Here is a 22,556-nt window from a genome sequence, read left to right on the forward strand (position 1 = left end):
ATGGCAGTTGTTAAATGTAAACCGACATCTCCGGGTCGTCGCCACGTTGTTAAAGTGGTCAACCCAGAGCTGCACAAGGGCAAACCTTTTGCTCCGCTGGTTGAAAAAAACAGCAAATCCGGCGGTCGTAACAACAATGGCCGTATCACCACTCGTCATATCGGTGGTGGTCACAAGCAGGCTTACCGTATTGTTGACTTCAAACGCAACAAAGATGGTATCCCGGCAGTTGTTGAACGTCTTGAGTACGATCCGAACCGTTCCGCGAACATCGCGCTGGTTCTGTACAAAGACGGTGAGCGCCGTTACATTCTGGCCCCGAAAGGCCTGAAAGCTGGCGACCAGATTCAGTCTGGCGTTGATGCTGCAATCAAAGCAGGCAACACCCTGCCGATGCGCAATATCCCGGTTGGTTCTACCGTTCATAACGTAGAAATGAAACCAGGTAAAGGCGGTCAGCTGGCTCGTTCCGCTGGTACTTACGTTCAGATCGTTGCTCGTGACGGTGCTTATGTCACCCTGCGTCTGCGTTCTGGTGAAATGCGTAAAGTCGAAGCAGACTGCCGCGCTACTCTGGGCGAAGTTGGCAATGCTGAGCATATGCTGCGCGTTCTGGGTAAAGCAGGTGCTGCACGCTGGCGTGGTGTTCGTCCTACCGTTCGCGGTACTGCGATGAACCCAGTCGATCACCCACATGGTGGTGGTGAAGGTCGTAACTTTGGTAAGCACCCGGTATCCCCGTGGGGCCTGCAGACCAAAGGTAAGAAGACCCGCAGCAACAAGCGTACTGATAAATTCATCGTACGTCGCCGTAGCAAATAATTTTAGAGGATAAGCCATGCCACGTTCTCTCAAGAAAGGTCCTTTTATTGACCTGCACTTGCTGAAGAAGGTAGAGAAAGCGGTGGAAAGCGGAGACAAGAAGCCCCTGCGCACTTGGTCCCGTCGTTCAACGATCTTTCCTAACATGATCGGTTTGACCATCGCTGTCCATAATGGTCGTCAGCACGTTCCAGTCTTTGTTTCCGACGAAATGGTTGGTCACAAACTGGGTGAATTCGCACCGACTCGTACTTATCGCGGCCACGCTGCTGATAAAAAAGCGAAGAAGAAATAAGGTAGGAGGAAGAGATGGAAACTTTAGCTCAACATCGCCATGCTCGTTCTTCTGCTCAGAAGGTTCGCCTTGTAGCTGACCTGATTCGCGGTAAGAAAGTGTCGCAGGCCCTGGATATTCTGACCTACACCAACAAAAAAGCTGCTGTACTGGTCAAGAAGGTACTGGAATCTGCCATTGCTAACGCTGAACACAACGATGGCGCTGACATTGATGATCTGAAAGTTGCGAAAATTTTCGTAGACGAAGGCCCGAGCATGAAGCGCATTATGCCGCGTGCTAAAGGTCGTGCAGATCGCATCCTGAAGCGCACCAGCCACATCACTGTGGTTGTGTCCGATCGCTGAGACTCTGGAGACTAGCAATGGGTCAGAAAGTACATCCTAATGGTATTCGCCTGGGTATTGTCAAACCATGGAACTCTACCTGGTTCGCGAACACCAAAGAATTCGCTGACAACCTGGACAGCGATTTTAAAGTACGTCAGTTCTTAACTAAAGAGCTGGCTAAAGCGTCTGTATCTCGCATCGTTATCGAGCGTCCGGCTAAGAGCATCCGTGTGACCATTCACACTGCTCGCCCGGGTATCGTTATCGGTAAGAAAGGCGAAGACGTAGAAAAACTGCGCAAGGTCGTAGCGGATATCGCTGGCGTTCCTGCACAGATCAATATTGCCGAAGTTCGTAAGCCTGAACTGGACGCTAAATTGGTTGCTGACAGCATCACTTCTCAGCTGGAACGTCGCGTTATGTTCCGTCGTGCTATGAAGCGTGCTGTACAGAACGCAATGCGTCTGGGCGCTAAAGGTATCAAAGTTGAAGTTAGCGGCCGTCTGGGCGGCGCGGAAATCGCACGTACCGAATGGTACCGTGAAGGTCGCGTACCGCTGCACACTCTGCGTGCTGACATCGACTACAACACCTCTGAAGCGCACACCACTTACGGTGTAATCGGCGTTAAGGTATGGATCTTCAAAGGTGAGATCCTGGGTGGTATGGCTGCTGTTGAACAACCGGAACCGGCTGCTCAACCTAAAAAGCAGCAGCGTAAAGGCCGTAAATAAGGAGCGTCGCTGATGTTACAACCAAAGCGTACAAAATTCCGTAAAGTGCACAAAGGCCGCAACCGTGGTCTGGCGCAGGGTACGGATGTTAGCTTCGGCACTTTCGGTCTGAAAGCTGTTGGCCGTGGTCGTCTGACTGCACGTCAGATCGAAGCAGCACGTCGTGCTATGACCCGTGCAGTTAAGCGTCAAGGTAAGATCTGGATCCGTGTATTCCCGGACAAACCGATCACCGAGAAGCCGCTGGAAGTTCGTATGGGTAAAGGTAAAGGTAACGTGGAGTACTGGGTTGCCTTGATTCAGCCGGGTAAAGTCCTTTATGAAATGGACGGCGTACCGGAAGAGCTGGCCCGTGAAGCATTCGGCCTGGCAGCAGCGAAACTGCCGATCAAAACCACCTTTGTAACTAAGACGGTGATGTAATGAAAGCAAAAGAGCTGCGTGAAAAAAGCGTTGAAGAGCTGAACGCTGAGCTGCTGAACCTGCTGCGTGAGCAGTTCAACCTGCGTATGCAGGCTGCAAGTGGCCAGCTGCAACAGACTCATCTGCTGAAGCAAGTGCGTCGTGATGTTGCACGCGTTAAGACTTTACTGACTCAGAAGGCGGGTGCGTAATGACCGATAAAATCCGTACTCTGCAAGGTCGCGTAGTTAGCGACAAAATGGAGAAATCCATTGTTGTTGCTATCGAACGTTTTGTGAAACACCCGATCTACGGTAAATTCATCAAACGTACGACCAAACTGCACGTACATGACGAGAACAACGAATGTGGTATCGGCGACAAGGTTGAAATCCGTGAATGCCGTCCACTGTCCAAGACTAAGTCCTGGACGCTGGTTCGCGTTGTAGAGAAAGCGGTTCTGTAATAGAGTACGCATTCTCAATACGAATAAACGGCTCAGCGATGGGCCGTTTATTTTTTCTACCCATATTGCAGAAGCGGTGTTATAATGCCGCGCCCTCGATATGGGGCTTTTTAACGACCCAGCTTTTGGGTCACAGTAGTAGTTGACATTAGCGGAGCACTAAAATGATCCAAGAACAGACTATGCTGAACGTCGCCGACAACTCCGGTGCACGTCGCGTAATGTGTATCAAGGTTCTGGGTGGCTCGCACCGTCGCTACGCAGGCGTAGGCGACATCATCAAGATCACCATCAAAGAAGCAATTCCGCGTGGTAAGGTCAAAAAAGGTGATGTGCTGAAGGCGGTAGTGGTGCGCACCAAGAAGGGTGTTCGTCGCCCGGACGGTTCTGTCATTCGCTTCGATGGTAATGCATGCGTTATTTTAAACAATAACAGCGAGCAACCTATCGGTACGCGTATTTTTGGGCCGGTAACTCGTGAACTTCGTAACGAGAAGTTCATGAAAATTATCTCTCTGGCACCAGAAGTACTCTAAGGAGCGAATCATGGCAGCGAAAATCCGTCGTGATGACGAAGTTATCGTGTTAACCGGTAAAGATAAAGGTAAACGCGGTAAAGTTAAAAATGTCCTGTCTTCCGGCAAGGTCATTGTTGAAGGTATCAACCTGGTTAAGAAACATCAGAAGCCGGTTCCGGCCCTGAACCAACCAGGCGGCATCGTAGAGAAAGAAGCAGCTATTCAAGTCTCTAACCTTGCTATCTTCAACGCGGCAACCGGCAAGGCTGACCGTGTAGGCTTTAGATTCGAAGACGGCAAAAAAGTCCGTTTCTTCAAATCTAATAGCGAAACTATCAAGTAATTTGGAGTAGTACGATGGCGAAACTGCATGATTACTACAAAGACGAAGTAGTCGCTAAACTCATGACTGAGTTTAACTACAATTCTGTCATGCAAGTCCCTCGGGTCGAGAAGATCACCCTGAACATGGGTGTTGGTGAAGCGATCGCTGACAAGAAACTGCTGGATAACGCAGCAGCTGACCTGACAGCAATCTCCGGTCAAAAACCGCTGATCACCAAAGCACGCAAATCAGTTGCAGGCTTCAAAATCCGTCAGGGCTATCCGATCGGCTGTAAAGTAACTCTGCGCGGCGAGCGCATGTGGGAGTTCTTTGAGCGCCTGATCACTATTGCTGTACCGCGTATCCGTGACTTCCGTGGCTTGTCCGCTAAGTCTTTCGACGGTCGTGGTAACTACAGCATGGGTGTCCGTGAGCAGATCATCTTCCCAGAAATCGACTACGATAAAGTCGACCGCGTTCGTGGTTTGGATATTACCATTACCACTACTGCGAAATCTGATGAAGAAGGCCGCGCTCTGCTGGCTGCCTTTGACTTCCCGTTCCGCAAGTAAGGTAGGGTTACTTAATGGCTAAGCAATCAATGAAAGCACGCGAAGTAAAGCGCGTGGCTTTAGCTGATAAATTCTTCGCTAAACGCGCTGAACTGAAAGCTATCATCTCTGATGTGAACGCAACCGACGAAGATCGTTGGAACGCTGTTCTCAAGCTGCAGACTCTGCCGCGTGATTCCAGCCCGTCTCGTCAGCGTAATCGCTGCCGTCAAACAGGTCGTCCGCATGGTTTCCTGCGGAAGTTCGGGTTGAGCCGTATCAAGGTCCGTGAAGCCGCTATGCGCGGTGAAATCCCGGGTCTGAAAAAGGCTAGCTGGTAATTGTCACCAATTGAATCACGGGAGTAAAGACAGATGAGCATGCAAGATCCGATCGCGGATATGCTGACCCGTATCCGTAACGGTCAGGCCGCGAATAAAGCTGCGGTCACCATGCCTTCCTCCAAGCTGAAAGTGGCAATTGCCAACGTGCTGAAGGAAGAAGGCTTTATTGAAGATTTTAAAGTTGAAGGCGACATCAAGCCGGAACTGGAACTGACTCTTAAGTATTTCCAGGGTAAAGCTGTTGTAGAAAGCATTCAGCGTGTCAGCCGCCCAGGTCTGCGCATCTACAAACGTAAAGATGAGCTGCCGAAAGTTATGGCGGGTCTGGGTATCGCAGTTGTTTCTACCTCTAAAGGTGTTATGACTGATCGTGCAGCGCGCCAAGCTGGTCTTGGTGGCGAAATTATCTGCTACGTAGCCTAATCGGAGGAAAAAATGTCTCGTGTTGCTAAAGCACCGGTCGTTGTTCCTGCCGGCGTTGACGTTAAAGTCAACGGTCAGGTTATTACGATCAAAGGTAAAAATGGCGAGCTGACTCGTACTCTCAACGATGCTGTTGAAGTTAAACATGCAGATAATGCTCTGACCTTCGGTCCGCGTGATGGTTACGTAGACGGATGGGCTCAGGCTGGTACCGCGCGTGCCCTGCTGAACTCAATGGTTATCGGTGTTACCGAAGGCTTCACTAAAAAGCTTCAGCTGGTTGGTGTAGGCTATCGTGCAGCGGTTAAAGGGGATGTAGTAAACCTGGCTTTAGGTTTCTCTCATCCTGTTGAACATAAGCTGCCGGCCGGTATCACTGCAGAATGCCCGACTCAAACTGAAATCGTGCTGAAAGGCGCTGATAAGCAGGTGATCGGTCAGGTTGCAGCAGATCTGCGCGCCTACCGTCGTCCTGAGCCTTACAAAGGCAAGGGTGTTCGTTACGCCGACGAAGTCGTGCGTACCAAAGAGGCTAAGAAGAAGTAAGGTAACACTATGGATAAGAAATCTGCTCGTATCCGTCGTGCGACCCGCGCACGCCGCAAGCTCCAGGAGCTGGGTGCAACTCGCCTGGTGGTACATCGTACCCCGCGTCATATTTACGCACAGGTAATTGCTCCGAATGGTTCTGAAGTTCTGGTAGCTGCTTCTACTGTAGAAAAAGCTATCTCTGAACAACTGAAGTACACCGGTAACAAAGACGCGGCCGCAGCTGTGGGTAAAGCTGTTGCTGAACGCGCTCTGGAAAAAGGCATCAAAGATGTTTCCTTTGACCGTTCCGGGTTCCAATATCATGGTCGTGTCCAGGCACTGGCAGATGCTGCCCGTGAAGCTGGCCTTCAGTTCTAAGGTAGAGGTGTAAGATGGCTCACATCGAAAAACAAGCTGGCGAACTGCAGGAAAAGCTGATCGCGGTAAACCGCGTATCTAAAACCGTTAAAGGTGGTCGTATTTTCTCCTTCACAGCTCTGACTGTAGTTGGTGACGGTAACGGTCGCGTAGGTTTTGGTTACGGTAAAGCGCGTGAAGTTCCAGCAGCGATCCAGAAAGCGATGGAAAAAGCCCGTCGCAATATGATTAACGTCGCGCTGAATACTGGCACCCTGCAGCACCCGGTTAAGGGTACTCACACGGGTTCTCGTGTATTCATGCAGCCGGCTTCCGAAGGTACCGGTATCATCGCCGGTGGTGCAATGCGCGCCGTTCTGGAAGTCGCTGGGGTTCGTAACGTTCTGGCTAAAGCATATGGTTCCACCAACCCGATCAACGTGGTTCGTGCAACTATTGATGGCCTGGAAAATATGAAGTCTCCAGATATGGTCGCTGCCAAGCGTGGTAAATCCGTTGAAGAAATTCTGGGGAAATAAACCATGGCAAAGACTATTAAAATTACTCAAACCCGCAGTGCAATCGGTCGTTTGCCGAAACACAAGGCAACGCTGCTTGGCCTGGGTCTGCGTCGTATTGGTCACACCGTAGAGCGCGAGGATACTCCTGCTGTTCGTGGTATGGTCAACGCGGTTTCCTTCATGGTTAAAGTTGAGGAGTAAGAGATGCGTTTAAATACTCTGTCTCCGGCCGAAGGCTCCAAAAAGGCGGGTAAACGCCTGGGTCGTGGTATCGGTTCTGGCCTCGGTAAAACCGGTGGTCGTGGTCACAAAGGTCAGAACTCTCGTTCTGGCGGTGGCGTACGTCGCGGTTTCGAGGGTGGTCAGATGCCACTGTACCGTCGTCTGCCGAAATTCGGCTTCACTTCTCGTAAAGCAATGATCACTGCAGAAGTTCGTCTGTCTGATCTGGCTCACGTAGAAGGCGATGTGGTAGACCTGAACACGCTGAAAGCGGCTAACATTATCGGTATCCAGATCGAGTTCGCGAAAGTGATCCTGTCTGGTGAGGTAACTCGTCCGGTAACTGTTCGTGGCCTGCGCGTGACTAAAGGCGCTCGTGCTGCTATCGAAGCTGCTGGCGGTAAAATTGAGGAATAAGTAGCAGATGGCTAAACAACCGGGATTAGATTTTCAAAGTGCCAAAGGTGGAATTGGCGAACTGAAACGCAGACTTTTGTTTGTTATCGGTGCGCTGATTGTGTTCCGTATTGGCTCTTTTATTCCGATCCCTGGTATTGATGCCACTGTACTTGCCAAACTGCTTGAGCAACAGCGAGGCACCATCATTGAAATGTTTAACATGTTCTCTGGTGGTGCTCTCAGCCGTGCTTCTATCTTTGCTCTGGGGATCATGCCGTATATTTCGGCGTCGATCATTGTCCAGCTGCTGACCGTTGTTTATCAACCGCTGGCAGAACTGAAGAAAGAAGGGGAGTCTGGTCGTCGTAAGATCAGCCAGTACACCCGCTACGGTACTCTGGTGTTGGCTATATTCCAGTCGATCGGTATTGCTACCGGTCTGCCGAATATGCCTGGTATGCAGGGCCTGGTGATTAATCCGGGCTTTGCATTCTATTTCACCGCTGTTGTTAGTCTGGTCACAGGGACTATGTTCCTGATGTGGCTCGGCGAACAGATCACCGAACGCGGTATCGGAAACGGTATCTCGATCCTGATCTTCGCCGGGATCGTTGCGGGACTCCCGCCGGCCATCGCCCATACTATCGAGCAAGCGCGTCAAGGCGACCTGCACTTCCTCCTGTTGCTGTTGGTTGCAGTATTAGTATTTGCAGTGACCTTCTTCGTTGTATTCGTTGAACGTGGTCAACGCCGCATTGTGGTAAACTACGCTAAGCGTCAACAGGGTCGTCGTGTCTATGCTGCACAGAGCACACATTTACCGCTGAAAGTGAATATGGCGGGGGTAATCCCGGCAATCTTCGCTTCCAGTATTATTCTGTTCCCGGCGACCATCACGTCATGGTTCGGGGGCGGTACTGGTTGGAACTGGCTGACAACAATTTCGCTGTATTTGCAGCCTGGGCAACCGCTTTATGTGTTACTCTATGCGTCTGCAATCATCTTCTTCTGTTTCTTCTACACGGCGTTGGTTTTCAACCCGCGTGAAACAGCAGATAACCTGAAGAAGTCCGGTGCATTTGTACCAGGAATTCGTCCGGGAGAACAAACGGCGAAGTATATCGATAAAGTAATGACCCGCCTGACTCTGGTCGGTGCGTTGTATATCACTTTTATCTGCCTGATCCCGGAGTTCATGCGTGATGCAATGAAAGTGCCGTTCTACTTCGGTGGAACCTCGCTGCTTATTGTTGTCGTCGTGATTATGGACTTTATGGCTCAAGTGCAAACTCTGATGATGTCTAGTCAGTATGAGTCTGCATTGAAGAAGGCGAACCTGAAAGGCTATGGCCGCTAACTGGTCGCCCGAGAAGTTACGGAGAGTAAAAATGAAAGTTCGTGCTTCCGTCAAGAAATTATGCCGTAACTGCAAAATCGTTAAGCGTGATGGTGTCATCCGTGTGATTTGCAGTGCCGAGCCAAAGCATAAACAGCGCCAAGGCTGATTTATTCGCATATTTTTCTTGCAAAGTTGGGTTGAGCTGGCTAGATTAGCCAGCCAATCTTTTGTATGTCTGTACGTTTCCATTTGAGTATCCTGAAAACGGGCTTTTCAGCATGGTACGTACATATTAAATAGTAGGAGTGCATAGTGGCCCGTATAGCAGGCATTAACATTCCTGATCAGAAACATACCGTAATTGCTTTAACCGCAATTTTTGGTATCGGCAAGACCCGCTCTAAAGCCATCTGCGCTGAAACGGGTATCGCTGAAAATGTTAAGATCAGTGAGCTGTCTGAAGAACAGATTGATTCTCTGCGTGAAGCAGTAGGTAAATTTGTCGTTGAAGGTGATCTGCGCCGTGAAATCACCCTGAGCATCAAGCGTCTGATGGACCTTGGTTGCTACCGTGGTTTACGCCATCGTCGTGGTCTTCCGGTTCGCGGTCAGCGTACTAAGACCAACGCACGTACCCGTAAGGGTCCGCGTAAACCGATCAAGAAATAATCGGGGTGATTGAATAATGGCAAAGGCACCAGTTCGTGCACGTAAGCGTGTAAGAAAACAAGTCTCTGATGGCGTGGCTCATATCCATGCTTCTTTTAACAACACCATCGTTACCATTACCGATCGTCAGGGTAACGCGCTGGGTTGGGCAACAGCCGGTGGTTCCGGTTTCCGTGGTTCTCGCAAATCCACTCCGTTTGCAGCTCAGGTTGCAGCAGAGCGTTGCGCAGAAGCCGTAAAAGAATACGGCATCAAGAATCTGGAAGTTATGGTTAAAGGTCCGGGTCCAGGTCGCGAATCTACTATTCGTGCACTGAACGCCGCTGGTTTCCGCATCACTAATATTACTGATGTGACTCCGATCCCTCATAACGGTTGTCGTCCGCCGAAAAAACGTCGCGTATAACGCCTCGTTTCTAGGATTGTTGGAGAAAGAAAATGGCAAGATATTTGGGTCCTAAGCTCAAGCTGAGCCGTCGTGAGGGCACTGACTTATTCCTTAAGTCTGGCGTTCGCGCGATCGATACCAAGTGTAAAATTGAACAAGCTCCTGGCCAGCACGGTGCGCGTAAGCCGCGTCTGTCTGACTATGGTGTGCAGTTGCGTGAAAAGCAAAAAGTTCGCCGTATGTACGGTGTGCTGGAGCGTCAGTTCCGTAACTACTATAAAGAAGCAGCACGTCTGAAAGGCAACACCGGTGAAAACCTGTTGGCTCTGCTGGAAGGTCGTCTGGACAACGTTGTATACCGTATGGGCTTCGGCGCCACTCGTGCTGAAGCACGCCAGCTGGTTAGCCACAAGGCTATCATGGTAAACGGTCGTGTTGTTAACATCGCTTCTTATCAGGTAAAAGCGAATGACGTTGTTAGCATCCGTGAGAAAGCGAAAAAGCAATCTCGCGTGAAAGCCGCTCTGGAGCTGGCTGAGCAGCGTGAAAAGCCAACCTGGCTGGAAGTTGATGCTGGCAAGATGGAAGGTACGTTCAAGCGTCAGCCAGAGCGTTCTGATCTGTCTGCGGACATTAACGAACACCTGATCGTCGAGCTTTACTCCAAGTAAAGCTTAGTACCAAAGAGAGGACACAATGCAGGGTTCTGTGACAGAGTTTCTAAAACCGCGCCTGGTCGATATCGAGCAAGTGAGTTCGACGCACGCCAAGGTGACCCTTGAGCCTTTAGAGCGTGGCTTCGGCCATACTCTGGGTAACGCACTGCGCCGTATTCTGCTCTCATCGATGCCGGGTTGCGCGGTGACCGAGGTTGAGATTGATGGTGTACTGCACGAGTACAGCACCAAAGAAGGCGTTCAGGAAGACATCCTTGAAATCCTGCTCAACCTGAAAGGGCTGGCGGTGAGAGTTCAGGGTAAAGATGAAGTCATCCTTACTTTGAATAAATCTGGCATTGGCCCTGTGACTGCAGCCGACATTACCCACGACGGTGATGTCGAAATCGTCAAGCCGCAGCACGTGATCTGCCACCTGACCGATGAGAACGCATCTATTAGCATGCGCATCAAAGTTCAGCGCGGTCGCGGTTATGTGCCGGCTTCTGCCCGAATTCATTCGGAAGAAGATGAGCGCCCAATCGGCCGTCTGCTGGTCGACGCCTGCTACAGCCCTGTAGAGCGTATTGCCTACAATGTTGAAGCCGCGCGTGTTGAGCAGCGTACCGACCTGGACAAGCTGGTCATCGAGATGGAAACCAACGGCACAATCGATCCTGAAGAGGCGATTCGTCGTGCGGCAACCATTCTGGCTGAACAACTGGAAGCTTTCGTTGACTTACGTGATGTACGTCAGCCGGAAGTGAAAGAAGAGAAACCAGAGTTCGATCCGATCCTGCTGCGCCCTGTTGACGATCTGGAATTGACTGTCCGCTCTGCTAACTGCCTCAAGGCAGAAGCTATCCACTATATCGGTGATCTGGTACAGCGTACCGAGGTTGAGTTGCTGAAAACGCCGAACCTGGGTAAAAAATCTCTTACCGAGATTAAAGACGTGCTGGCTTCACGTGGTCTGTCTCTGGGCATGCGCCTGGAAAACTGGCCGCCGGCAAGCATTGCTGACGAGTAACCGGATCACAGGTTAAGGTTTTACTGAGAAGGATAAGGTCATGCGCCATCGTAAGAGTGGTCGTCAACTGAACCGCAACAGCAGCCATCGCCAGGCTATGTTCCGTAACATGGCAGGTTCGCTGGTTCGTCATGAGATCATCAAGACGACCCTGCCGAAAGCGAAAGAACTGCGTCGCGTAGTTGAGCCGCTGATTACTCTTGCCAAGACTGATAGCGTTGCTAATCGTCGTCTGGCATTCGCCCGCACTCGTGATAACGAGATCGTGGCAAAACTGTTTAACGAGCTGGGCCCGCGTTTCGCGAGCCGCGCCGGTGGTTACACTCGCATTCTGAAGTGTGGCTTCCGTGCAGGCGACAACGCGCCGATGGCATACATCGAGCTGGTTGATCGTGCTGAGCTGAAAGCAGAAGCTGCTGCAGAGTAATCTGTAGTAACGTAAAAAAACCCGCCCCGGCGGGTTTTTTTATATCTACCGCAATCCCACTTCACTACACTATCTGTACTCTTTTTGTTCATCCCTGGGAGCCGTATAATGTGGTTACTGGACCAGTGGGCGGAACGCCACATCCTCGACGCACAGTCTAAAGGCGAGTTTGATAATCTGACGGGCAGCGGCGAACCGCTGGCGCTGGATGATGATTCACACGTGCCTACGGAGCTGCGCGCCGGCTATCGTTTATTAAAAAACGCCGGCTGCTTACCACCGGAGCTTGAGTTACGTAGAGATGCCATGGCGTTGAGCGACTTACTCAAGACCGTAGAGCATGATGACCCACGGTATACCGAGTTAAACCGTCGCTTGACTCTGTTTGAACTGAAATTACGTCAGGCGGGTATGAATACCGATTTTCTACGCGGTGATTATGCCGACAGACTGTGGCACAAAATTAACGAGGAGTAGCTATGTATCGGATTGGCGAACTGGCCAAACTGGCTGATGTCACCCCGGATACCATCCGCTATTATGAAAAGCAGCAAATGATGGATCACGATATTCGCACTGAAGGCGGTTTTCGCCTCTATTCGGATAACGATCTGCAGCGCCTGCGTTTTATCCGCTATGCCCGGCAATTAGGTTTCACCCTCGAATCGATCCGCGAATTATTATCGATCCGTATCGATCCCGAACATCATACTTGCCAGGAGTCTAAAGGGATCGTCCAGGCCCGGCTAAGTGAAGTCGAAGCGCGTATCAAAGAACTGGAAACGATGCGGCGTTCTCTGCAGCGTCTGAATGATGCCTGTTGCGGCACGGCGCACAGTAGCGTTTACTGCTCGATTCTCGAAGCTTTAGAGCAAGGCGCCAGCGGTAGCCATGCCGGGCGTTGATTTTTTCCGTGCGCGGATCTACACTCGCGCCGAATTCATACATTGACTGGAGTTACTATGAGTCGCTATCAGCATACCAAAGGGCAAATTAAAGATAATGCGATTGAGGCATTACTGCATGACCCATTATTCAGACAGCGGGTTGAGAAAAATAAGAAAGGGAAGGGAAGCTATCAACGTAAAGATAAACATGCGGGGCGGAATGATCGGGAGGCCAGTGGCAAGCAAGCGAATCGCTTTTTTACCACTGGCCTTCTGCTTTCTGTGTGCTGATTAAGAACGGTTGTTTTGTTCTTTTAACAGATCGCGAATTTCACTCAGTAGTACTTCTTCTTTGCTCGGCGCCGGAGCGGCAGGCGCTTCTTCTTTCTTACGGTTCAGTTTATTCATCAGTTTGATTGCCATGAAAATCGCGAAGGCAACAATGATGAAATCAAAGACGTTCTGAATAAACACACCATAATGCATGACAACGGCCGGGACATCTCCCTGCGCATCGCGTAGCGTAACGGCGAACTGTTTAAAATCGATACCGCCAATGAGCAAACCCAGCGGAGGCATAATAATATCGGCCACTAAAGACGATACAATTTTACCGAACGCCGCACCAATGATGACACCCACTGCCAAATCGACAACATTCCCGCGCATCGCGAATTCGCGGAATTCTTTTAACATACCCATTTTACTCTCCTTGAGCCAGCTGACATTGATAAGTTTATCAAATGTATTTCCATTTTCCATTGCTGTTGAATAATTGCCGGAAAATATTATCCATTGATAAATAAGGGATAATAAAAAGGCGTCTGAGCGACGCCCATTGGAATTACAGGAAGAACGGACTTGGCTGGAATAGTCTCTCAACGTCGGAGATAAATTTCTTGTCGGTCAGGAACATAATTACGTGGTCGCCTTGCTCAATACGTAAATTATTATTGGCGATCATTACGTCATTACCGCGTACCACCGCTCCAATAATCGTTCCCGGCGGCAGCTTAATTTCATCAATTGAACGGCCAACTACCCGCGAGGTGCTTTCATCGCCATGCGCGACGGCCTCAATGGCTTCGGCAACGCCGCGGCGTAGTGACGAAACACCGACAATATCAGCTTTACGTACGTGGCTCAGCAATGCAGAAATCGTGGCTTGCTGCGGAGATATAGCAATATCAATCACGCTTCCCTGAACCAGATCGACATACGCGCGACGCTGGATCAGCACCATGACCTTCTTCGCGCCCATCCGCTTGGCCAGCATTGCCGACATGATATTGGCTTCGTCATCGTTGGTGACGGCAATAAAGAGATCGACTTGATCGATATGTTCTTCCGCCAGTAACTCTTGATCCGACGCATCGCCATAAAAGACGATCGTGTTCTGCAGCTTTTCGGCAAGTTCAGCCGCGCGCTGTTGATCGCGCTCGATCAACTTCACGCTGTAGTCTTTCTCCAGGCGGTGCGCGAGACCCGCGCCGATGTTGCCGCCGCCGACCAGCATAATTCGTTTGTAGGGTTTCTCCAGACGTTGGAGTTCGCTCATTACGGCGCGAATATGTTGCGATGCGGCGATAAAGAAGACTTCGTCGCCAGCTTCTACGATGGTTGATCCCTGTGGGCGAATCGGTCGGTCGTGGCGGAAAATTGCCGCAACGCGGGTGTCGATGTGCGGCATATGTTCGCGCATCGTGGAGAGCGCATTACCGACCAGTGGCCCACCGTAATAAGCCTTCACAACGGCCAGGCTCACTTTTCCTTCGGCGAAGTTCACTACCTGCAGTGCGCCTGGATATTCGATCAGGCGGTAGATGTTATCGATGACTAACTGCTCCGGGGCGATCAGATGGTCAATCGGTACCGCTTCTGAATGGAAAAGTTTATCGGCATCGCGAACGTAGTCCGGCGAACGAATTCGGGCGATACGATTCGGCGTATTAAACAGCGAATAGGCAACCTGACAGGCCACCATGTTAGTTTCATCTGAGCTTGTCACGGCGACCAGCATATCGGCATCATCGGCGCCGGCTTCGCGCAGCACGCGCGGATGCGAACCGTGGCCCTGAACGACGCGGAGATCGAACTTATCCTGCAGACCGCGCAGACGGTCACCGTTGGTATCGACCAGGGTAATATCGTTGTTTTCGCCAACGAGATTTTCCGCCAGCGTGCCGCCTACCTGTCCGGCGCCAAGAATAATAATCTTCATCAGCAGTGACCCATTAATTCCGCTTTTTGATTAGCTTAGCGTAAAAGAAGCCATCGCCTTCTTCCGCCCCTGGCAGATTTTGCTGACCCGGGTTTTCCGGCGTTCCCGTCTCATGGAGTTCGGCATCTCTGGTACGGGTCAGGAAAGCGGCGATTTGTTGGCTGTTCTCTTCCGGCAAAATAGAGCATGTCGCATAGACCAGCGTACCGCCCGGTTTCAAATGAGCCCAGGTGGCATCGAGAATTTCTGCCTGTAATTGCGCCAGCTCGGCGATATCGCGATCCCGGCGCAGCCATTTAATATCCGGATGGCGACGAATAACGCCAGTAGCTGAACATGGCGCATCAAGCAAAATACGGTCGAACTGCTCATCGCCGCACCACTGTTCAGGATAGCGGCCATCGCCCTGTTTCACTTCTGCTTTCATGCCCAGACGTTTCAGGTTGTCATAGACACGGGACAGGCGCTGTTGGTCGATGTCGACCGCCATCAAATTCGCCTGCGGCGCGACTTCCAGAATATGCGTCGTCTTGCCGCCCGGCGCCGCGCAGAGATCGAGAATGCGCTCGCCGTTTGCCGGTTGCAAGTAGCGCATGCAGCCCTGGGCTGAGGCGTCCTGAACGGTTACCCAGCCTTTATCAAATCCTGGTAATGCATGGACCGGGGCTGGGGTCGCAAGACGGACGGCATCCGGATAGTCCGGGTGAGTGAAACCCTGTAAACCAGCGTCTTCCAGCAGTGCGAGCCATTCATCTCGCGAATGATGATTGCGATTCACGCGCAGCCACATTGGCGGACGTAGATTATTGGCTGACACAATATCCTGCCATTGTTGCGGCCAGGCCTGCTGCAGACGTTTAAGCAGCCATTTAGGATGGAGATAACGGTTCTCGTGCTGGGCGAATTCGGCCAGCAGCTCTTCCTGCTGGCGCTGGAACTGGCGTAATACGCCATTAATAAGCCCTTTAAGCTGCGGACGCTTAATTGCCACCGCGCCTTCCACCGTTTCCGCTAGCGCGGCGTGCGGGGGAATACGGGTATAGAGCAGCTGATACAGACCGACCATGATCAGGAAATGTACGGTACGCTGTTTGCCTGTCATCGGGCGGGCCATCAGCTTACCGATCAACCACTCGAGTTGGCTTAAGGTTCGCAAGACGCCAAAGCACAGTTCTTGCAGCAGCGCTTTGTCTTTCTCGCTCACTTTTTGCTGCAGTGGCGGCAGAACATTGCTTAAAGACTGGCCTTTCTCAACGACCTGCTCAATGGCCTGGGCTGCCAGGCTGCGTAAATTAATATTCTTTTTCATAAGCGCAAAAATAAAAATGCCCGGCGAACCCGGGCTTTAGAAGAGAAGTGCGTCAGGCAAGACGGTTTCCGGGGATAAACCATTCCCGGCGAGAGTTCAGTAAATCCTGGGCACTCATCGCTTTTTTCCCTGCCGGCTGCAGCGATTCCAGATTCAGAATCCCGTTGCCGGTGGCGACCTGGATCCCCTGTTTGCTTGCTGCGACGATCGTGCCTGGCTCTGCGTTGGCGGATTCTGTAATAACGGATGCACGCCACACCTTCACCGGTTGCTCATCGATCTCCAGCCAGCTCATCGGCCAGGGATTAAATGCGCGGATACAGCGTTCGAGCTGTTCTGCGGAAAGCGACCAATCAATACGGGCCTCTTCTTTACTCAGCTTCTCGGCGTAGCTGACAAGCGATTCGTCCTGAACTTCAGGCTCTGCGCTACCCTCTGCCAGCTGCGCTAAAGTCGCCAGTAGACCCTCAGGTCCAAGGTCGGCCAGCTTATCGTACAGGCTGCCGCTGGTATCTTCCGCGGTAATCGGGCAGGAGAGCTTATACAGCATGTCGCCGGTATCAAGACCGACGTCCATCTGCATGATGGTGACACCGGTTTCGGCATCGCCAGCCCATAGCGAACGCTGAATCGGCGCTGCGCCACGCCAGCGAGGAAGCAGGGAGCCGTGAACGTTAATGCAGCCCAAACGCGGCATTTCAAGAACCGCTTTCGGCAGGATCAGTCCGTAAGCCACGACGACCATAACATCGGCGTTAAGGTCGGCAACCAACTGCTGATTTTCCTGCGGACGTAGGGAGGATGGCTGGAAGACCGGTAGATTATTGGCTTCAGCCAGCACTTTTACCGGGCTCGGCATCAATTTTTTGCCGCGACCAGCAGGGCGGTCGGGCTGAGTAAATACGCCAACCACCTGATGTTCAGACGACAACAGCGCGTCAAGGTGACGCGCTGCAAAGTCGGGGGTTCCGGCGAAAATGATACGTAGTGTTTGTGACACGTTAATCCTTGTTATCAGGCACGGGCGCGTAAACGATCCAGTTTTTCAACTTTCTGACGAATGCGCTGCTGTTTGAGCGGCGACAGATAGTCAATGAACAGCTTACCGACCAGGTGATCCATTTCATGCTGGATACAGATAGCCAACAAGCCATCAGCTTCCAGTTCGAAAGCGTTGCCTTCACGGTCCAACGCGCGGATTTTTACGGTTTCGGCACGTGGAACCAGCGCACGTTGTTCCGGAATCGACAAACAACCTTCTTCAATACCGGTTTCACCGTCTTTTTCGAGTAGCTCTGGGTTGATGAGCACCAGGCGCTCTTCACGGTTTTCCGAGACATCAATAACGATAATACGCTGGTGAATATCCACCTGCGTGGCGGCCAGACCGATACCTTCTTCAGCATACATCGTGTCGAACATATCATCGACGATACGCTGAATTTCTGCATTCACTTCTTTGACCGGCTCGGCGACTTTGCGAAGGCGCTCGTCCGGAATATGTAACACTTGCAAAACTGCCATAAAGATCCAGAGTCGTATTCAGTAGTTGATAAGATTATTACCTCTATTCTAGACAAAACCCCCTCTAATTGACAGTCTCGCTAACCAATCACAAGGATTGGCTGAGCCGCTAATGGCAGGGGGAACGGATGACGCCCACGGATATTTGGTTGCGCCTGATGCGGGTGAATAACCTGTATGGCGATGAAATGGTACTGATTGCGCGACGGCTGGCTGGCGCAGGTCATTCGGATAATGAAACGTTGCGTGAAGCCGGTTTAACTAAAGCACAGGCAATACAGTTTCTTGCCTTTAAACAACAGGAGATTGACGCCTCACTGCAATGGTTAGCGCAACCAGAACATCATCTGATTTCGGCTGATCATGCACGCTATCCGCCGCAGCTACGCGCTATCGATGATTATCCCGGCGCGCTGCTGGTCTGCGGTAACGTCGATCTCCTGTGTAGCCGACAGTTGGCTATCATCGGAAGCCGCGCGCACTCGTGGTACGGCGCGCAATGGGGAAAATCCTTCAGTGAAGCGCTGGCGCAGTATGGATTGACCATTACCAGTGGTCTGGCGATGGGCATTGATGGCATCGCCCATCGCGGGGCGTTAGCGGCAACGGGAAAAACCATCGCCGTATTAGGTAACGGTCTCTCTGATGTCTACCCGCACCGGCATCGGGCTTTGGCAAAGCAGATCGTAGAAAGCGGCGGCGCGCTACTTTCCGAATTTCCTCTCTCAGCGCCACCTCTACCGGGTAATTTTCCGCGCCGCAACCGGATTATCAGCGGCTTAAGCGCAGGTGTACTGGTCATTGAGGCCGCCTTGAAAAGCGGTTCCCTGGTAACTGTTCGCTGCGCGTTGGAGCAGGGTAGAGACGTTTTTGCCCTGCCAGGACCCATTGGCAATCCTGGCTCTGAAGGGCCGCACTGGCTGATAAAGCAGGGCGCGGTTCCCGTTACCGCGCCGGAAGAGATCCTTGAACATTGGCAATACGAGCTGTCAGCGAGGAAGGATACCGCTGATTTGCTAAATAATTACGCAGATCGGCCTCCTGTAGCATTGCCATTTCCAGAGCTCCTGGCTAACGTAGGAGATGAGGTAACACCTGTTGACGTTGTCGCTGAACGTGCCGGCCAATCTGTGCCAGTAACCGTAGCCCAGCTACTTGAACTGGAGTTAGCAGGCTGGATCGCAGCTGTACCCGGCGGCTATGTCCGATTAAGGAGGGCAAGCCATGTTCGACGTACTCATGTATTTGTTTGAGACTTATATCCATAACGAAGCAGAAATGCGCGTGGATCAGGACAAACTGACGCGGGATCTGACCGATGCAGGTTTTGAGCGGGAAGATATCTATAACGCGTTAATGTGGCTCGAGAAACTGGCTGATTATCAGGAAGGTCTCGTTGAACCCATGCAGCTCGCCTCCGACCCGCTCTCTCTTCGGGTATACACCGATGAAGAGTGCCAGCGTCTGGATGCCAGCTGTCGAGGATTTTTACTCTTCCTCGAGCAGATCCAGGTGTTGAACCTCGAAACGCGAGAAATGGTGATAGAGCGCGTACTGGCGCTGGATACGGCAGAGTTTGAACTGGAAGACCTGAAATGGGTGATCCTGATGGTTCTGTTTAATATTCCAGGCTGTGAAAACGCCTATCAGCAAATGGAAGAATTACTCTTCGAAGTAAATGAAGGTATGCTGCATTAATCTTATTGCAGCAACATCGAGTTGTTATGACCAAATCAGCACTGTTTTCGGTGCGTAAAAACGAGCCCTGCCCGCAGTGCGGGGCCGAACTGGTGATTCGTTCCGGGAAACATGGCCCGTTTCTCGGCTGTTCTCACTATCCGGACTGTGACTATGTCCGTCCCCTGAAAAGCCAGGCGGATGGACATATCGTCAAGGTGCTGGAGGGGCAAGAGTGCCCATCTTGCGGCGCTGTCATGGTGTTACGCCAGGGGCGTTTTGGTATGTTCATCGGCTGCAGTCGCTATCCCGAATGCGAACATACCGAGCTGATTGATAAACCTGATGAGACCGCTATCGCGTGTCCGCAATGCGGACAGGGTCATCTGGTGCAGCGTCGCTCCCGTTTTGGTAAAACCTTTCATTCCTGCGATCGCTATCCTGATTGCCAGTTCGTAATTAATTTTAAACCGGTGGCGGGCGAATGCCCTGAATGCCATTACCCGCTATTAATAGAAAAGAAAACGGCACAAGGCGTTAAACGCTTTTGCGCCAGTAAACAATGTGGAAAGCCGATCCTGGCGGAACAAATAAGTGAATAAAAACCTGCCCTCAGAAACCGTCGCACAGGCTGTGGCGGTACTGAATAATGAACATGTCATCGCCTATCCAACCGAAGCGGTATTCGGCGTCGGTTGCGATCCGGATAGCGAAACGGCCGTGATGCGCCTTCTGGCGTTAAAACAGCGTCCTGTTGAAAAGGGATTAATTCTTATCGCCGCCAGCTTTGAACAGTTGCAACCGTATATTGATGATTCCCGGTTAAGCGACGCGCAGCGTGAAGCGATCTTTTCCTGTTGGCCCGGCCCGGTGACGTTCGTGTTCCCGGCGCGCCCGGATACCCCACGCTGGCTGACGGGGCGCTTCGATTCGCTGGCCGTGCGCGTTACTAATCATCCGCTGGTGATTGAATTATGCGAAGCCTACGGAAAACCACTGGTCTCGACGAGCGCCAACTTAACCGGGCAGCCGCCGTGTCGGACCACTGCTGAAGTACGCGCCCAGTTTGGCGATAGTTTTCCGGTGGTGGATGGCGCAACGGGCGGGCGGCAAAACCCATCTGAAATCCGTGATGCCCTGACGGGTGAACAGTTCCGCCAGGGGTAATTTATGGAAACTTATGCCGTTTTTGGTAACCCTATAGCCCATAGCAAGTCGCCTTCTATTCATCAGCTGTTTGCCAAACAGTTAGATATTGCGCACCCCTATGGTCGGGTACTGGCGCCATTAGATGATTTTGTGAATACTCTGGACGCTTTCTTCAACGCAGGCGGTAAGGGCGCTAATGTGACCGTTCCCTTTAAAGAAGAAGCATTTGCCCGCGCCGATGAACTCACTGAACGCGCCGCGCTGGCTGGCGCTGTCAATACGTTGAAGCGCCTGGAAGATGGCCGTTTGCTTGGCGACAATACGGATGGCATAGGGTTATTAAGCGATTTAGAGCGCCTGGGCTTTATCAAACCTGGTATGAGGATTTTATTGATTGGCGCAGGCGGCGCATCACGCGGCGTATTATTACCGCTGCTCTCTTTAGATTGCGCGGTCACTATTGTTAACCGTACTTTTTCCCGCGCTCATGAACTGGCAACGTTATTTGCTCATACCGGCAGCGTGAGCGCGTTATCGCTGGATAAACTGGAAGGCCATCAGTTCGACCTCATTATTAACGCGACGTCCAGCGGTATCAGCGGCGATATCCCGGCAATACCATCTTCGTTGATTCATGCCGACGTTTACTGTTATGACATGTTTTATCAGAAAGGAAATACGCCATTTCTGCATTGGTGCCAACAGTATGGCGCTAAAAAACTGGCTGATGGATTAGGAATGCTGGTGGCTCAGGCCGCCCATGCCGTTCTGTTGTGGCACGGTAGACTACCGAAGATTGCCCCGGTGATTGCTGTTTTACATCAGGAACTGAATGCGTGAACCAGGCGATCCAATTTCCCGATAGAGAAGAGTGGGACGCCGAACGGCAATGCATCGTTTTCCCCGCGCTGGTCAATGGGATGCAGTTAACTTGCGCGATTCGCGGTAAGACACTGCAGCAACGGTTTGGTGGCGATGAGCCAGCGCAGTGGCTGGCTCTCTTTAGTGAACATCGCTGGGATCTGGAAGATGAAGCGGAAGCGCTGATTCGCGATCGGCAAGAAGACCATCAGGGTTGGATTTGGTTTTCCTGATCCAGGTAGTCGTCTTTCCATTTCACATAGTTGTTGGCTGAATACTTCAGGCCTGCATATTCCGCCTCCGTCAGGGGGCGGATTTGTTTTACCGGATTGCCAAAGTAGAGATATCCGCTTTCCAGACGCTTGTTTTGCGGAACCAGGCTGCCGGCGCCGATCATCACGTCATCCTCTACCACCACGCCATCCAGCAGAATTGACCCCATTCCGACAAGAATGCGATTGCCGATAGTGCAGCCGTGCAGCATGACCTTATGCCCGACGGTAACATCCTCGCCGATGAGCAGGGGATTACCCTCAGGGTTATAAGAAGACTTGTGGGTAACATGTAGGACGCTGCCGTCCTGAATATTCGAACGTGCGCCGATCGATACATAGTTCACGTCGCCGCGGATGGCGACCAACGGCCAAATGCTTACATCATCGGCAATTCTGACGTCGCCTATCACAACGCTGCTGGGATCCACCATCACCCGCAGACCGATTTGAGGGAATAATTCTTTATAAGGACGTAAATAACTGGACATGGCTGCCTCAATATCAGGGTAGATAACCAGACTTTGGAAGCTTTCTGGCGCTCCCGCAACCCCTTTTTCTGATAAAAATTGAGCTATTTGAGCAATAACAGCGCGAAAAGCGCGAAAAACCATCATTCAGAAAAAAAGATCGAAAAAAGGCTTGTGCAAAAAAATGGGATCCCTATAATGCGCACCCACTGACACGGCAGATGTGAATCACTTCACACAAACAGCCGGTTAGGTTGAAGAGAAAAATTCTGAAATTCAGGGTTGACTCTGAAAGAGGAAAGCGTAATATACGCCACCTCGCGACAGAGCGCTAAAGCGCGTCGCAACTGCTCTTTAACAATTTATCAGACAATCTGTGTGGGCACTCAAAGTGACATGGATTCTTAATGTCTTCGGACAATAAATGAATACCAAGTC

Annotated in this window: 39 protein-coding genes; 33 read left to right on the top strand and 6 right to left on the bottom strand. The window is 51.5% G+C overall.

All coding sequences use genetic code 11. The annotated features are described in order from the left end of the window. The 27 genes from rplB (at position 1) to PGR29_RS18930 (ending at position 12,926) form a co-directional block, all read left to right on the top strand. The gene (rplB, locus tag PGR29_RS18800; RefSeq protein ID WP_015369423.1) at positions 1–822 is read left to right on the top strand and encodes a 50S ribosomal protein L2; all 822 of its coding nucleotides are present in this window, start codon (positions 1–3) and stop codon (positions 820–822) included. A 16-nt stretch (positions 823–838) separates the two neighbouring features. Further along, a complete protein-coding gene (gene rpsS, locus PGR29_RS18805) occupies positions 839–1,117 on the top strand; it encodes a 30S ribosomal protein S19 (RefSeq protein ID WP_001138115.1) in 279 nt (92 codons plus the stop codon). A gap of 14 nt (positions 1,118–1,131) precedes the next feature. Continuing rightward, complete coding sequence (rplV, locus tag PGR29_RS18810) at positions 1,132–1,464, top strand: 50S ribosomal protein L22 (protein WP_002919773.1); 333 nt, start codon at positions 1,132–1,134, stop codon at positions 1,462–1,464. 17 nt (positions 1,465–1,481) lie between these two features. Next, on the top strand, positions 1,482–2,180 hold the full coding sequence (gene rpsC, locus PGR29_RS18815; protein WP_002919766.1) for a 30S ribosomal protein S3: 699 nt from the start codon (positions 1,482–1,484) through the stop codon (positions 2,178–2,180). Positions 2,181–2,192: 12 nt separating this feature from the next. Further along, complete coding sequence (rplP, locus tag PGR29_RS18820; RefSeq protein WP_002919759.1) at positions 2,193–2,603, top strand: 50S ribosomal protein L16; 411 nt, start codon at positions 2,193–2,195, stop codon at positions 2,601–2,603. Then, the gene (gene rpmC, locus PGR29_RS18825; protein ID WP_002919754.1) at positions 2,603–2,794 is read left to right on the top strand and encodes a 50S ribosomal protein L29; all 192 of its coding nucleotides are present in this window, start codon (positions 2,603–2,605) and stop codon (positions 2,792–2,794) included. The genes rplP and rpmC overlap by 1 nt, the downstream gene beginning before the upstream one ends. Further along, on the top strand, positions 2,794–3,048 hold the full coding sequence (gene rpsQ, locus PGR29_RS18830) for a 30S ribosomal protein S17 (RefSeq protein WP_002438707.1): 255 nt from the start codon (positions 2,794–2,796) through the stop codon (positions 3,046–3,048). Before rpmC ends, rpsQ begins: the two co-directional genes overlap by 1 nt. A 164-nt stretch (positions 3,049–3,212) precedes the next feature. Further along, on the top strand, positions 3,213–3,584 hold the full coding sequence (rplN, locus tag PGR29_RS18835; RefSeq protein WP_000613954.1) for a 50S ribosomal protein L14: 372 nt from the start codon (positions 3,213–3,215) through the stop codon (positions 3,582–3,584). Between the two features lie 10 nt (positions 3,585–3,594). Beyond that, a complete protein-coding gene (rplX, locus tag PGR29_RS18840; protein WP_015369424.1) occupies positions 3,595–3,909 on the top strand; it encodes a 50S ribosomal protein L24 in 315 nt (104 codons plus the stop codon). Positions 3,910–3,923: 14 nt separating this feature from the next. Then, positions 3,924–4,463, top strand: a complete 540-nt coding sequence (gene rplE / locus PGR29_RS18845) for a 50S ribosomal protein L5 (RefSeq protein ID WP_003031123.1) — start codon at positions 3,924–3,926, stop codon at positions 4,461–4,463. A 14-nt stretch (positions 4,464–4,477) separates the two neighbouring features. Next, positions 4,478–4,783 carry a 30S ribosomal protein S14 gene (gene rpsN, locus PGR29_RS18850; protein WP_002919667.1) on the top strand — a complete coding sequence of 102 codons (306 nt, stop codon included), beginning with the start codon at positions 4,478–4,480 and terminating at the stop codon, positions 4,781–4,783. Positions 4,784–4,816: 33 nt separating this feature from the next. Beyond that, the gene (gene rpsH, locus PGR29_RS18855; protein ID WP_008807048.1) at positions 4,817–5,209 is read left to right on the top strand and encodes a 30S ribosomal protein S8; all 393 of its coding nucleotides are present in this window, start codon (positions 4,817–4,819) and stop codon (positions 5,207–5,209) included. A gap of 12 nt (positions 5,210–5,221) precedes the next feature. Continuing rightward, positions 5,222–5,755: a 50S ribosomal protein L6 gene (gene rplF / locus PGR29_RS18860; protein ID WP_008807049.1), complete on the top strand. Its 534-nt coding sequence runs from the start codon at positions 5,222–5,224 to the stop codon at positions 5,753–5,755. Positions 5,756–5,764: 9 nt separating this feature from the next. Further along, positions 5,765–6,118 (top strand): 50S ribosomal protein L18, encoded by a 354-nt coding sequence (rplR, locus tag PGR29_RS18865; protein ID WP_006817270.1) that lies wholly within the window; start codon positions 5,765–5,767, stop codon positions 6,116–6,118. A gap of 14 nt (positions 6,119–6,132) precedes the next feature. Next, complete coding sequence (gene rpsE, locus PGR29_RS18870) at positions 6,133–6,636, top strand: 30S ribosomal protein S5 (RefSeq protein WP_015703641.1); 504 nt, start codon at positions 6,133–6,135, stop codon at positions 6,634–6,636. Positions 6,637–6,639: 3 nt separating this feature from the next. Continuing rightward, positions 6,640–6,819 (top strand): 50S ribosomal protein L30, encoded by a 180-nt coding sequence (rpmD, locus tag PGR29_RS18875; RefSeq protein WP_001140434.1) that lies wholly within the window; start codon positions 6,640–6,642, stop codon positions 6,817–6,819. A 3-nt stretch (positions 6,820–6,822) separates the two neighbouring features. Further along, on the top strand, positions 6,823–7,257 hold the full coding sequence (rplO, locus tag PGR29_RS18880) for a 50S ribosomal protein L15 (protein ID WP_015369426.1): 435 nt from the start codon (positions 6,823–6,825) through the stop codon (positions 7,255–7,257). 7 nt (positions 7,258–7,264) lie between these two features. After that, positions 7,265–8,596, top strand: coding sequence for a preprotein translocase subunit SecY (gene secY / locus PGR29_RS18885; protein WP_015703640.1), 1,332 nt, complete (start codon positions 7,265–7,267; stop codon positions 8,594–8,596). A 31-nt stretch (positions 8,597–8,627) separates the two neighbouring features. After that, positions 8,628–8,744, top strand: coding sequence for a 50S ribosomal protein L36 (rpmJ, locus tag PGR29_RS18890; protein ID WP_000868187.1), 117 nt, complete (start codon positions 8,628–8,630; stop codon positions 8,742–8,744). A 146-nt stretch (positions 8,745–8,890) separates the two neighbouring features. Beyond that, positions 8,891–9,247, top strand: a complete 357-nt coding sequence (gene rpsM / locus PGR29_RS18895; RefSeq protein WP_015369429.1) for a 30S ribosomal protein S13 — start codon at positions 8,891–8,893, stop codon at positions 9,245–9,247. Positions 9,248–9,263: 16 nt separating this feature from the next. Beyond that, positions 9,264–9,653: a 30S ribosomal protein S11 gene (gene rpsK, locus PGR29_RS18900; protein WP_004388621.1), complete on the top strand. Its 390-nt coding sequence runs from the start codon at positions 9,264–9,266 to the stop codon at positions 9,651–9,653. 32 nt (positions 9,654–9,685) lie between these two features. Beyond that, positions 9,686–10,306, top strand: a complete 621-nt coding sequence (gene rpsD, locus PGR29_RS18905; protein ID WP_002919224.1) for a 30S ribosomal protein S4 — start codon at positions 9,686–9,688, stop codon at positions 10,304–10,306. 25 nt (positions 10,307–10,331) lie between these two features. After that, on the top strand, positions 10,332–11,321 hold the full coding sequence (locus tag PGR29_RS18910) for a DNA-directed RNA polymerase subunit alpha (RefSeq protein ID WP_002438685.1): 990 nt from the start codon (positions 10,332–10,334) through the stop codon (positions 11,319–11,321). A 40-nt stretch (positions 11,322–11,361) separates the two neighbouring features. After that, the gene (gene rplQ, locus PGR29_RS18915) at positions 11,362–11,748 is read left to right on the top strand and encodes a 50S ribosomal protein L17 (protein WP_004868344.1); all 387 of its coding nucleotides are present in this window, start codon (positions 11,362–11,364) and stop codon (positions 11,746–11,748) included. A gap of 108 nt (positions 11,749–11,856) precedes the next feature. Then, the gene (locus PGR29_RS18920) at positions 11,857–12,225 is read left to right on the top strand and encodes a DUF1992 domain-containing protein (protein WP_316425105.1); all 369 of its coding nucleotides are present in this window, start codon (positions 11,857–11,859) and stop codon (positions 12,223–12,225) included. A gap of 2 nt (positions 12,226–12,227) precedes the next feature. Further along, a complete protein-coding gene (gene zntR / locus PGR29_RS18925) occupies positions 12,228–12,653 on the top strand; it encodes a Zn(2+)-responsive transcriptional regulator (RefSeq protein ID WP_015369432.1) in 426 nt (141 codons plus the stop codon). A 57-nt stretch (positions 12,654–12,710) separates the two neighbouring features. Beyond that, entirely contained in the window at positions 12,711–12,926 is a 216-nt protein-coding gene (locus tag PGR29_RS18930; RefSeq protein WP_015703639.1) for an alternative ribosome-rescue factor A, read from the top strand. On the opposite strand, the gene mscL is transcribed toward PGR29_RS18930, so the two are convergent. From mscL to def, 5 genes are all read right to left on the bottom strand, one after another. Then, on the bottom strand, positions 12,927–13,337 hold the full coding sequence (mscL, locus tag PGR29_RS18935) for a large-conductance mechanosensitive channel protein MscL (protein ID WP_015369434.1): 411 nt from the start codon (positions 13,335–13,337) through the stop codon (positions 12,927–12,929). A gap of 142 nt (positions 13,338–13,479) precedes the next feature. Next, a complete protein-coding gene (gene trkA, locus PGR29_RS18940; protein ID WP_015369435.1) occupies positions 13,480–14,856 on the bottom strand; it encodes a Trk system potassium transporter TrkA in 1,377 nt (458 codons plus the stop codon). A gap of 13 nt (positions 14,857–14,869) precedes the next feature. Next, a complete protein-coding gene (rsmB, locus tag PGR29_RS18945) occupies positions 14,870–16,165 on the bottom strand; it encodes a 16S rRNA (cytosine(967)-C(5))-methyltransferase RsmB (RefSeq protein ID WP_087859641.1) in 1,296 nt (431 codons plus the stop codon). A gap of 52 nt (positions 16,166–16,217) precedes the next feature. Then, positions 16,218–17,165 (bottom strand): methionyl-tRNA formyltransferase, encoded by a 948-nt coding sequence (fmt, locus tag PGR29_RS18950; protein ID WP_113375067.1) that lies wholly within the window; start codon positions 17,163–17,165, stop codon positions 16,218–16,220. A gap of 14 nt (positions 17,166–17,179) precedes the next feature. Further along, a complete protein-coding gene (gene def, locus PGR29_RS18955) occupies positions 17,180–17,689 on the bottom strand; it encodes a peptide deformylase (protein WP_045397945.1) in 510 nt (169 codons plus the stop codon). Between the two features lie 128 nt (positions 17,690–17,817). Here def and dprA point away from each other — a divergent pair, with 128 nt between their 5' ends. The 6 genes from dprA to PGR29_RS18985 are packed head-to-tail and all read left to right on the top strand — an operon-like array spanning position 17,818 to position 21,609. Next, positions 17,818–18,942: a DNA-protecting protein DprA gene (gene dprA / locus PGR29_RS18960; protein ID WP_113375068.1), complete on the top strand. Its 1,125-nt coding sequence runs from the start codon at positions 17,818–17,820 to the stop codon at positions 18,940–18,942. After that, positions 18,914–19,387 carry a DUF494 family protein Smg gene (smg, locus tag PGR29_RS18965; RefSeq protein WP_015369440.1) on the top strand — a complete coding sequence of 158 codons (474 nt, stop codon included), beginning with the start codon at positions 18,914–18,916 and terminating at the stop codon, positions 19,385–19,387. Before dprA ends, smg begins: the two co-directional genes overlap by 29 nt. A gap of 26 nt (positions 19,388–19,413) precedes the next feature. Beyond that, positions 19,414–19,968, top strand: a complete 555-nt coding sequence (locus PGR29_RS18970) for a DNA topoisomerase family protein (protein WP_316425106.1) — start codon at positions 19,414–19,416, stop codon at positions 19,966–19,968. Then, positions 19,961–20,533, top strand: a complete 573-nt coding sequence (tsaC, locus tag PGR29_RS18975; protein WP_063421676.1) for an L-threonylcarbamoyladenylate synthase type 1 TsaC — start codon at positions 19,961–19,963, stop codon at positions 20,531–20,533. The genes PGR29_RS18970 and tsaC overlap by 8 nt, the downstream gene beginning before the upstream one ends. A 3-nt stretch (positions 20,534–20,536) precedes the next feature. Then, positions 20,537–21,355, top strand: coding sequence for a shikimate dehydrogenase (gene aroE, locus PGR29_RS18980; RefSeq protein WP_316425107.1), 819 nt, complete (start codon positions 20,537–20,539; stop codon positions 21,353–21,355). Then, entirely contained in the window at positions 21,352–21,609 is a 258-nt protein-coding gene (locus PGR29_RS18985; protein WP_213317989.1) for a DUF1488 domain-containing protein, read from the top strand. The genes aroE and PGR29_RS18985 overlap by 4 nt, the downstream gene beginning before the upstream one ends. Here PGR29_RS18985 and PGR29_RS18990 read toward each other — a convergent pair. Beyond that, on the bottom strand, positions 21,585–22,139 hold the full coding sequence (locus PGR29_RS18990; protein WP_087859647.1) for a gamma carbonic anhydrase family protein: 555 nt from the start codon (positions 22,137–22,139) through the stop codon (positions 21,585–21,587). The genes PGR29_RS18985 and PGR29_RS18990 overlap by 25 nt on opposite strands. Positions 22,140–22,556 lie beyond the last annotated feature (417 nt).

Origin of the sequence: Klebsiella sp. 141203 (assembly GCF_032601985.1) — a bacterium.
GTDB classification, from domain to species: domain Bacteria; phylum Pseudomonadota; class Gammaproteobacteria; order Enterobacterales; family Enterobacteriaceae; genus Klebsiella; species Klebsiella aerogenes.

Coding starts and splice junctions, on each gene's coding strand:
- rplE (WP_003031123.1), top strand. CDS start 3,924: ATGGCGAAACTGCATGATTACTACAAAGACGAAGTAGTCGCTAAACTC.
- rpsE (WP_015703641.1), top strand. CDS start 6,133: ATGGCTCACATCGAAAAACAAGCTGGCGAACTGCAGGAAAAGCTGATC.
- rpsD (WP_002919224.1), top strand. CDS start 9,686: ATGGCAAGATATTTGGGTCCTAAGCTCAAGCTGAGCCGTCGTGAGGGC.
- def (WP_045397945.1), bottom strand. CDS start 17,689: ATGGCAGTTTTGCAAGTGTTACATATTCCGGACGAGCGCCTTCGCAAA.
- rpmC (WP_002919754.1), top strand. CDS start 2,603: ATGAAAGCAAAAGAGCTGCGTGAAAAAAGCGTTGAAGAGCTGAACGCT.
- rplN (WP_000613954.1), top strand. CDS start 3,213: ATGATCCAAGAACAGACTATGCTGAACGTCGCCGACAACTCCGGTGCA.
- rpsK (WP_004388621.1), top strand. CDS start 9,264: ATGGCAAAGGCACCAGTTCGTGCACGTAAGCGTGTAAGAAAACAAGTC.
- PGR29_RS18930 (WP_015703639.1), top strand. CDS start 12,711: ATGAGTCGCTATCAGCATACCAAAGGGCAAATTAAAGATAATGCGATT.
- rplQ (WP_004868344.1), top strand. CDS start 11,362: ATGCGCCATCGTAAGAGTGGTCGTCAACTGAACCGCAACAGCAGCCAT.
- rpmD (WP_001140434.1), top strand. CDS start 6,640: ATGGCAAAGACTATTAAAATTACTCAAACCCGCAGTGCAATCGGTCGT.
- PGR29_RS18990 (WP_087859647.1), bottom strand. CDS start 22,139: ATGTCCAGTTATTTACGTCCTTATAAAGAATTATTCCCTCAAATCGGT.
- PGR29_RS18970 (WP_316425106.1), top strand. CDS start 19,414: ATGACCAAATCAGCACTGTTTTCGGTGCGTAAAAACGAGCCCTGCCCG.
- aroE (WP_316425107.1), top strand. CDS start 20,537: ATGGAAACTTATGCCGTTTTTGGTAACCCTATAGCCCATAGCAAGTCG.
- mscL (WP_015369434.1), bottom strand. CDS start 13,337: ATGGGTATGTTAAAAGAATTCCGCGAATTCGCGATGCGCGGGAATGTT.
- rpsN (WP_002919667.1), top strand. CDS start 4,478: ATGGCTAAGCAATCAATGAAAGCACGCGAAGTAAAGCGCGTGGCTTTA.
- PGR29_RS18920 (WP_316425105.1), top strand. CDS start 11,857: ATGTGGTTACTGGACCAGTGGGCGGAACGCCACATCCTCGACGCACAG.
- rpsC (WP_002919766.1), top strand. CDS start 1,482: ATGGGTCAGAAAGTACATCCTAATGGTATTCGCCTGGGTATTGTCAAA.
- rpsH (WP_008807048.1), top strand. CDS start 4,817: ATGAGCATGCAAGATCCGATCGCGGATATGCTGACCCGTATCCGTAAC.
- rplF (WP_008807049.1), top strand. CDS start 5,222: ATGTCTCGTGTTGCTAAAGCACCGGTCGTTGTTCCTGCCGGCGTTGAC.
- rplO (WP_015369426.1), top strand. CDS start 6,823: ATGCGTTTAAATACTCTGTCTCCGGCCGAAGGCTCCAAAAAGGCGGGT.
- rplV (WP_002919773.1), top strand. CDS start 1,132: ATGGAAACTTTAGCTCAACATCGCCATGCTCGTTCTTCTGCTCAGAAG.
- rpmJ (WP_000868187.1), top strand. CDS start 8,628: ATGAAAGTTCGTGCTTCCGTCAAGAAATTATGCCGTAACTGCAAAATC.
- secY (WP_015703640.1), top strand. CDS start 7,265: ATGGCTAAACAACCGGGATTAGATTTTCAAAGTGCCAAAGGTGGAATT.
- smg (WP_015369440.1), top strand. CDS start 18,914: ATGTTCGACGTACTCATGTATTTGTTTGAGACTTATATCCATAACGAA.
- rpsQ (WP_002438707.1), top strand. CDS start 2,794: ATGACCGATAAAATCCGTACTCTGCAAGGTCGCGTAGTTAGCGACAAA.
- rplR (WP_006817270.1), top strand. CDS start 5,765: ATGGATAAGAAATCTGCTCGTATCCGTCGTGCGACCCGCGCACGCCGC.
- zntR (WP_015369432.1), top strand. CDS start 12,228: ATGTATCGGATTGGCGAACTGGCCAAACTGGCTGATGTCACCCCGGAT.
- PGR29_RS18910 (WP_002438685.1), top strand. CDS start 10,332: ATGCAGGGTTCTGTGACAGAGTTTCTAAAACCGCGCCTGGTCGATATC.
- trkA (WP_015369435.1), bottom strand. CDS start 14,856: ATGAAGATTATTATTCTTGGCGCCGGACAGGTAGGCGGCACGCTGGCG.
- rplB (WP_015369423.1), top strand. CDS start 1: ATGGCAGTTGTTAAATGTAAACCGACATCTCCGGGTCGTCGCCACGTT.
- dprA (WP_113375068.1), top strand. CDS start 17,818: ATGACGCCCACGGATATTTGGTTGCGCCTGATGCGGGTGAATAACCTG.
- rsmB (WP_087859641.1), bottom strand. CDS start 16,165: ATGAAAAAGAATATTAATTTACGCAGCCTGGCAGCCCAGGCCATTGAG.
- rplX (WP_015369424.1), top strand. CDS start 3,595: ATGGCAGCGAAAATCCGTCGTGATGACGAAGTTATCGTGTTAACCGGT.
- rpsS (WP_001138115.1), top strand. CDS start 839: ATGCCACGTTCTCTCAAGAAAGGTCCTTTTATTGACCTGCACTTGCTG.
- rplP (WP_002919759.1), top strand. CDS start 2,193: ATGTTACAACCAAAGCGTACAAAATTCCGTAAAGTGCACAAAGGCCGC.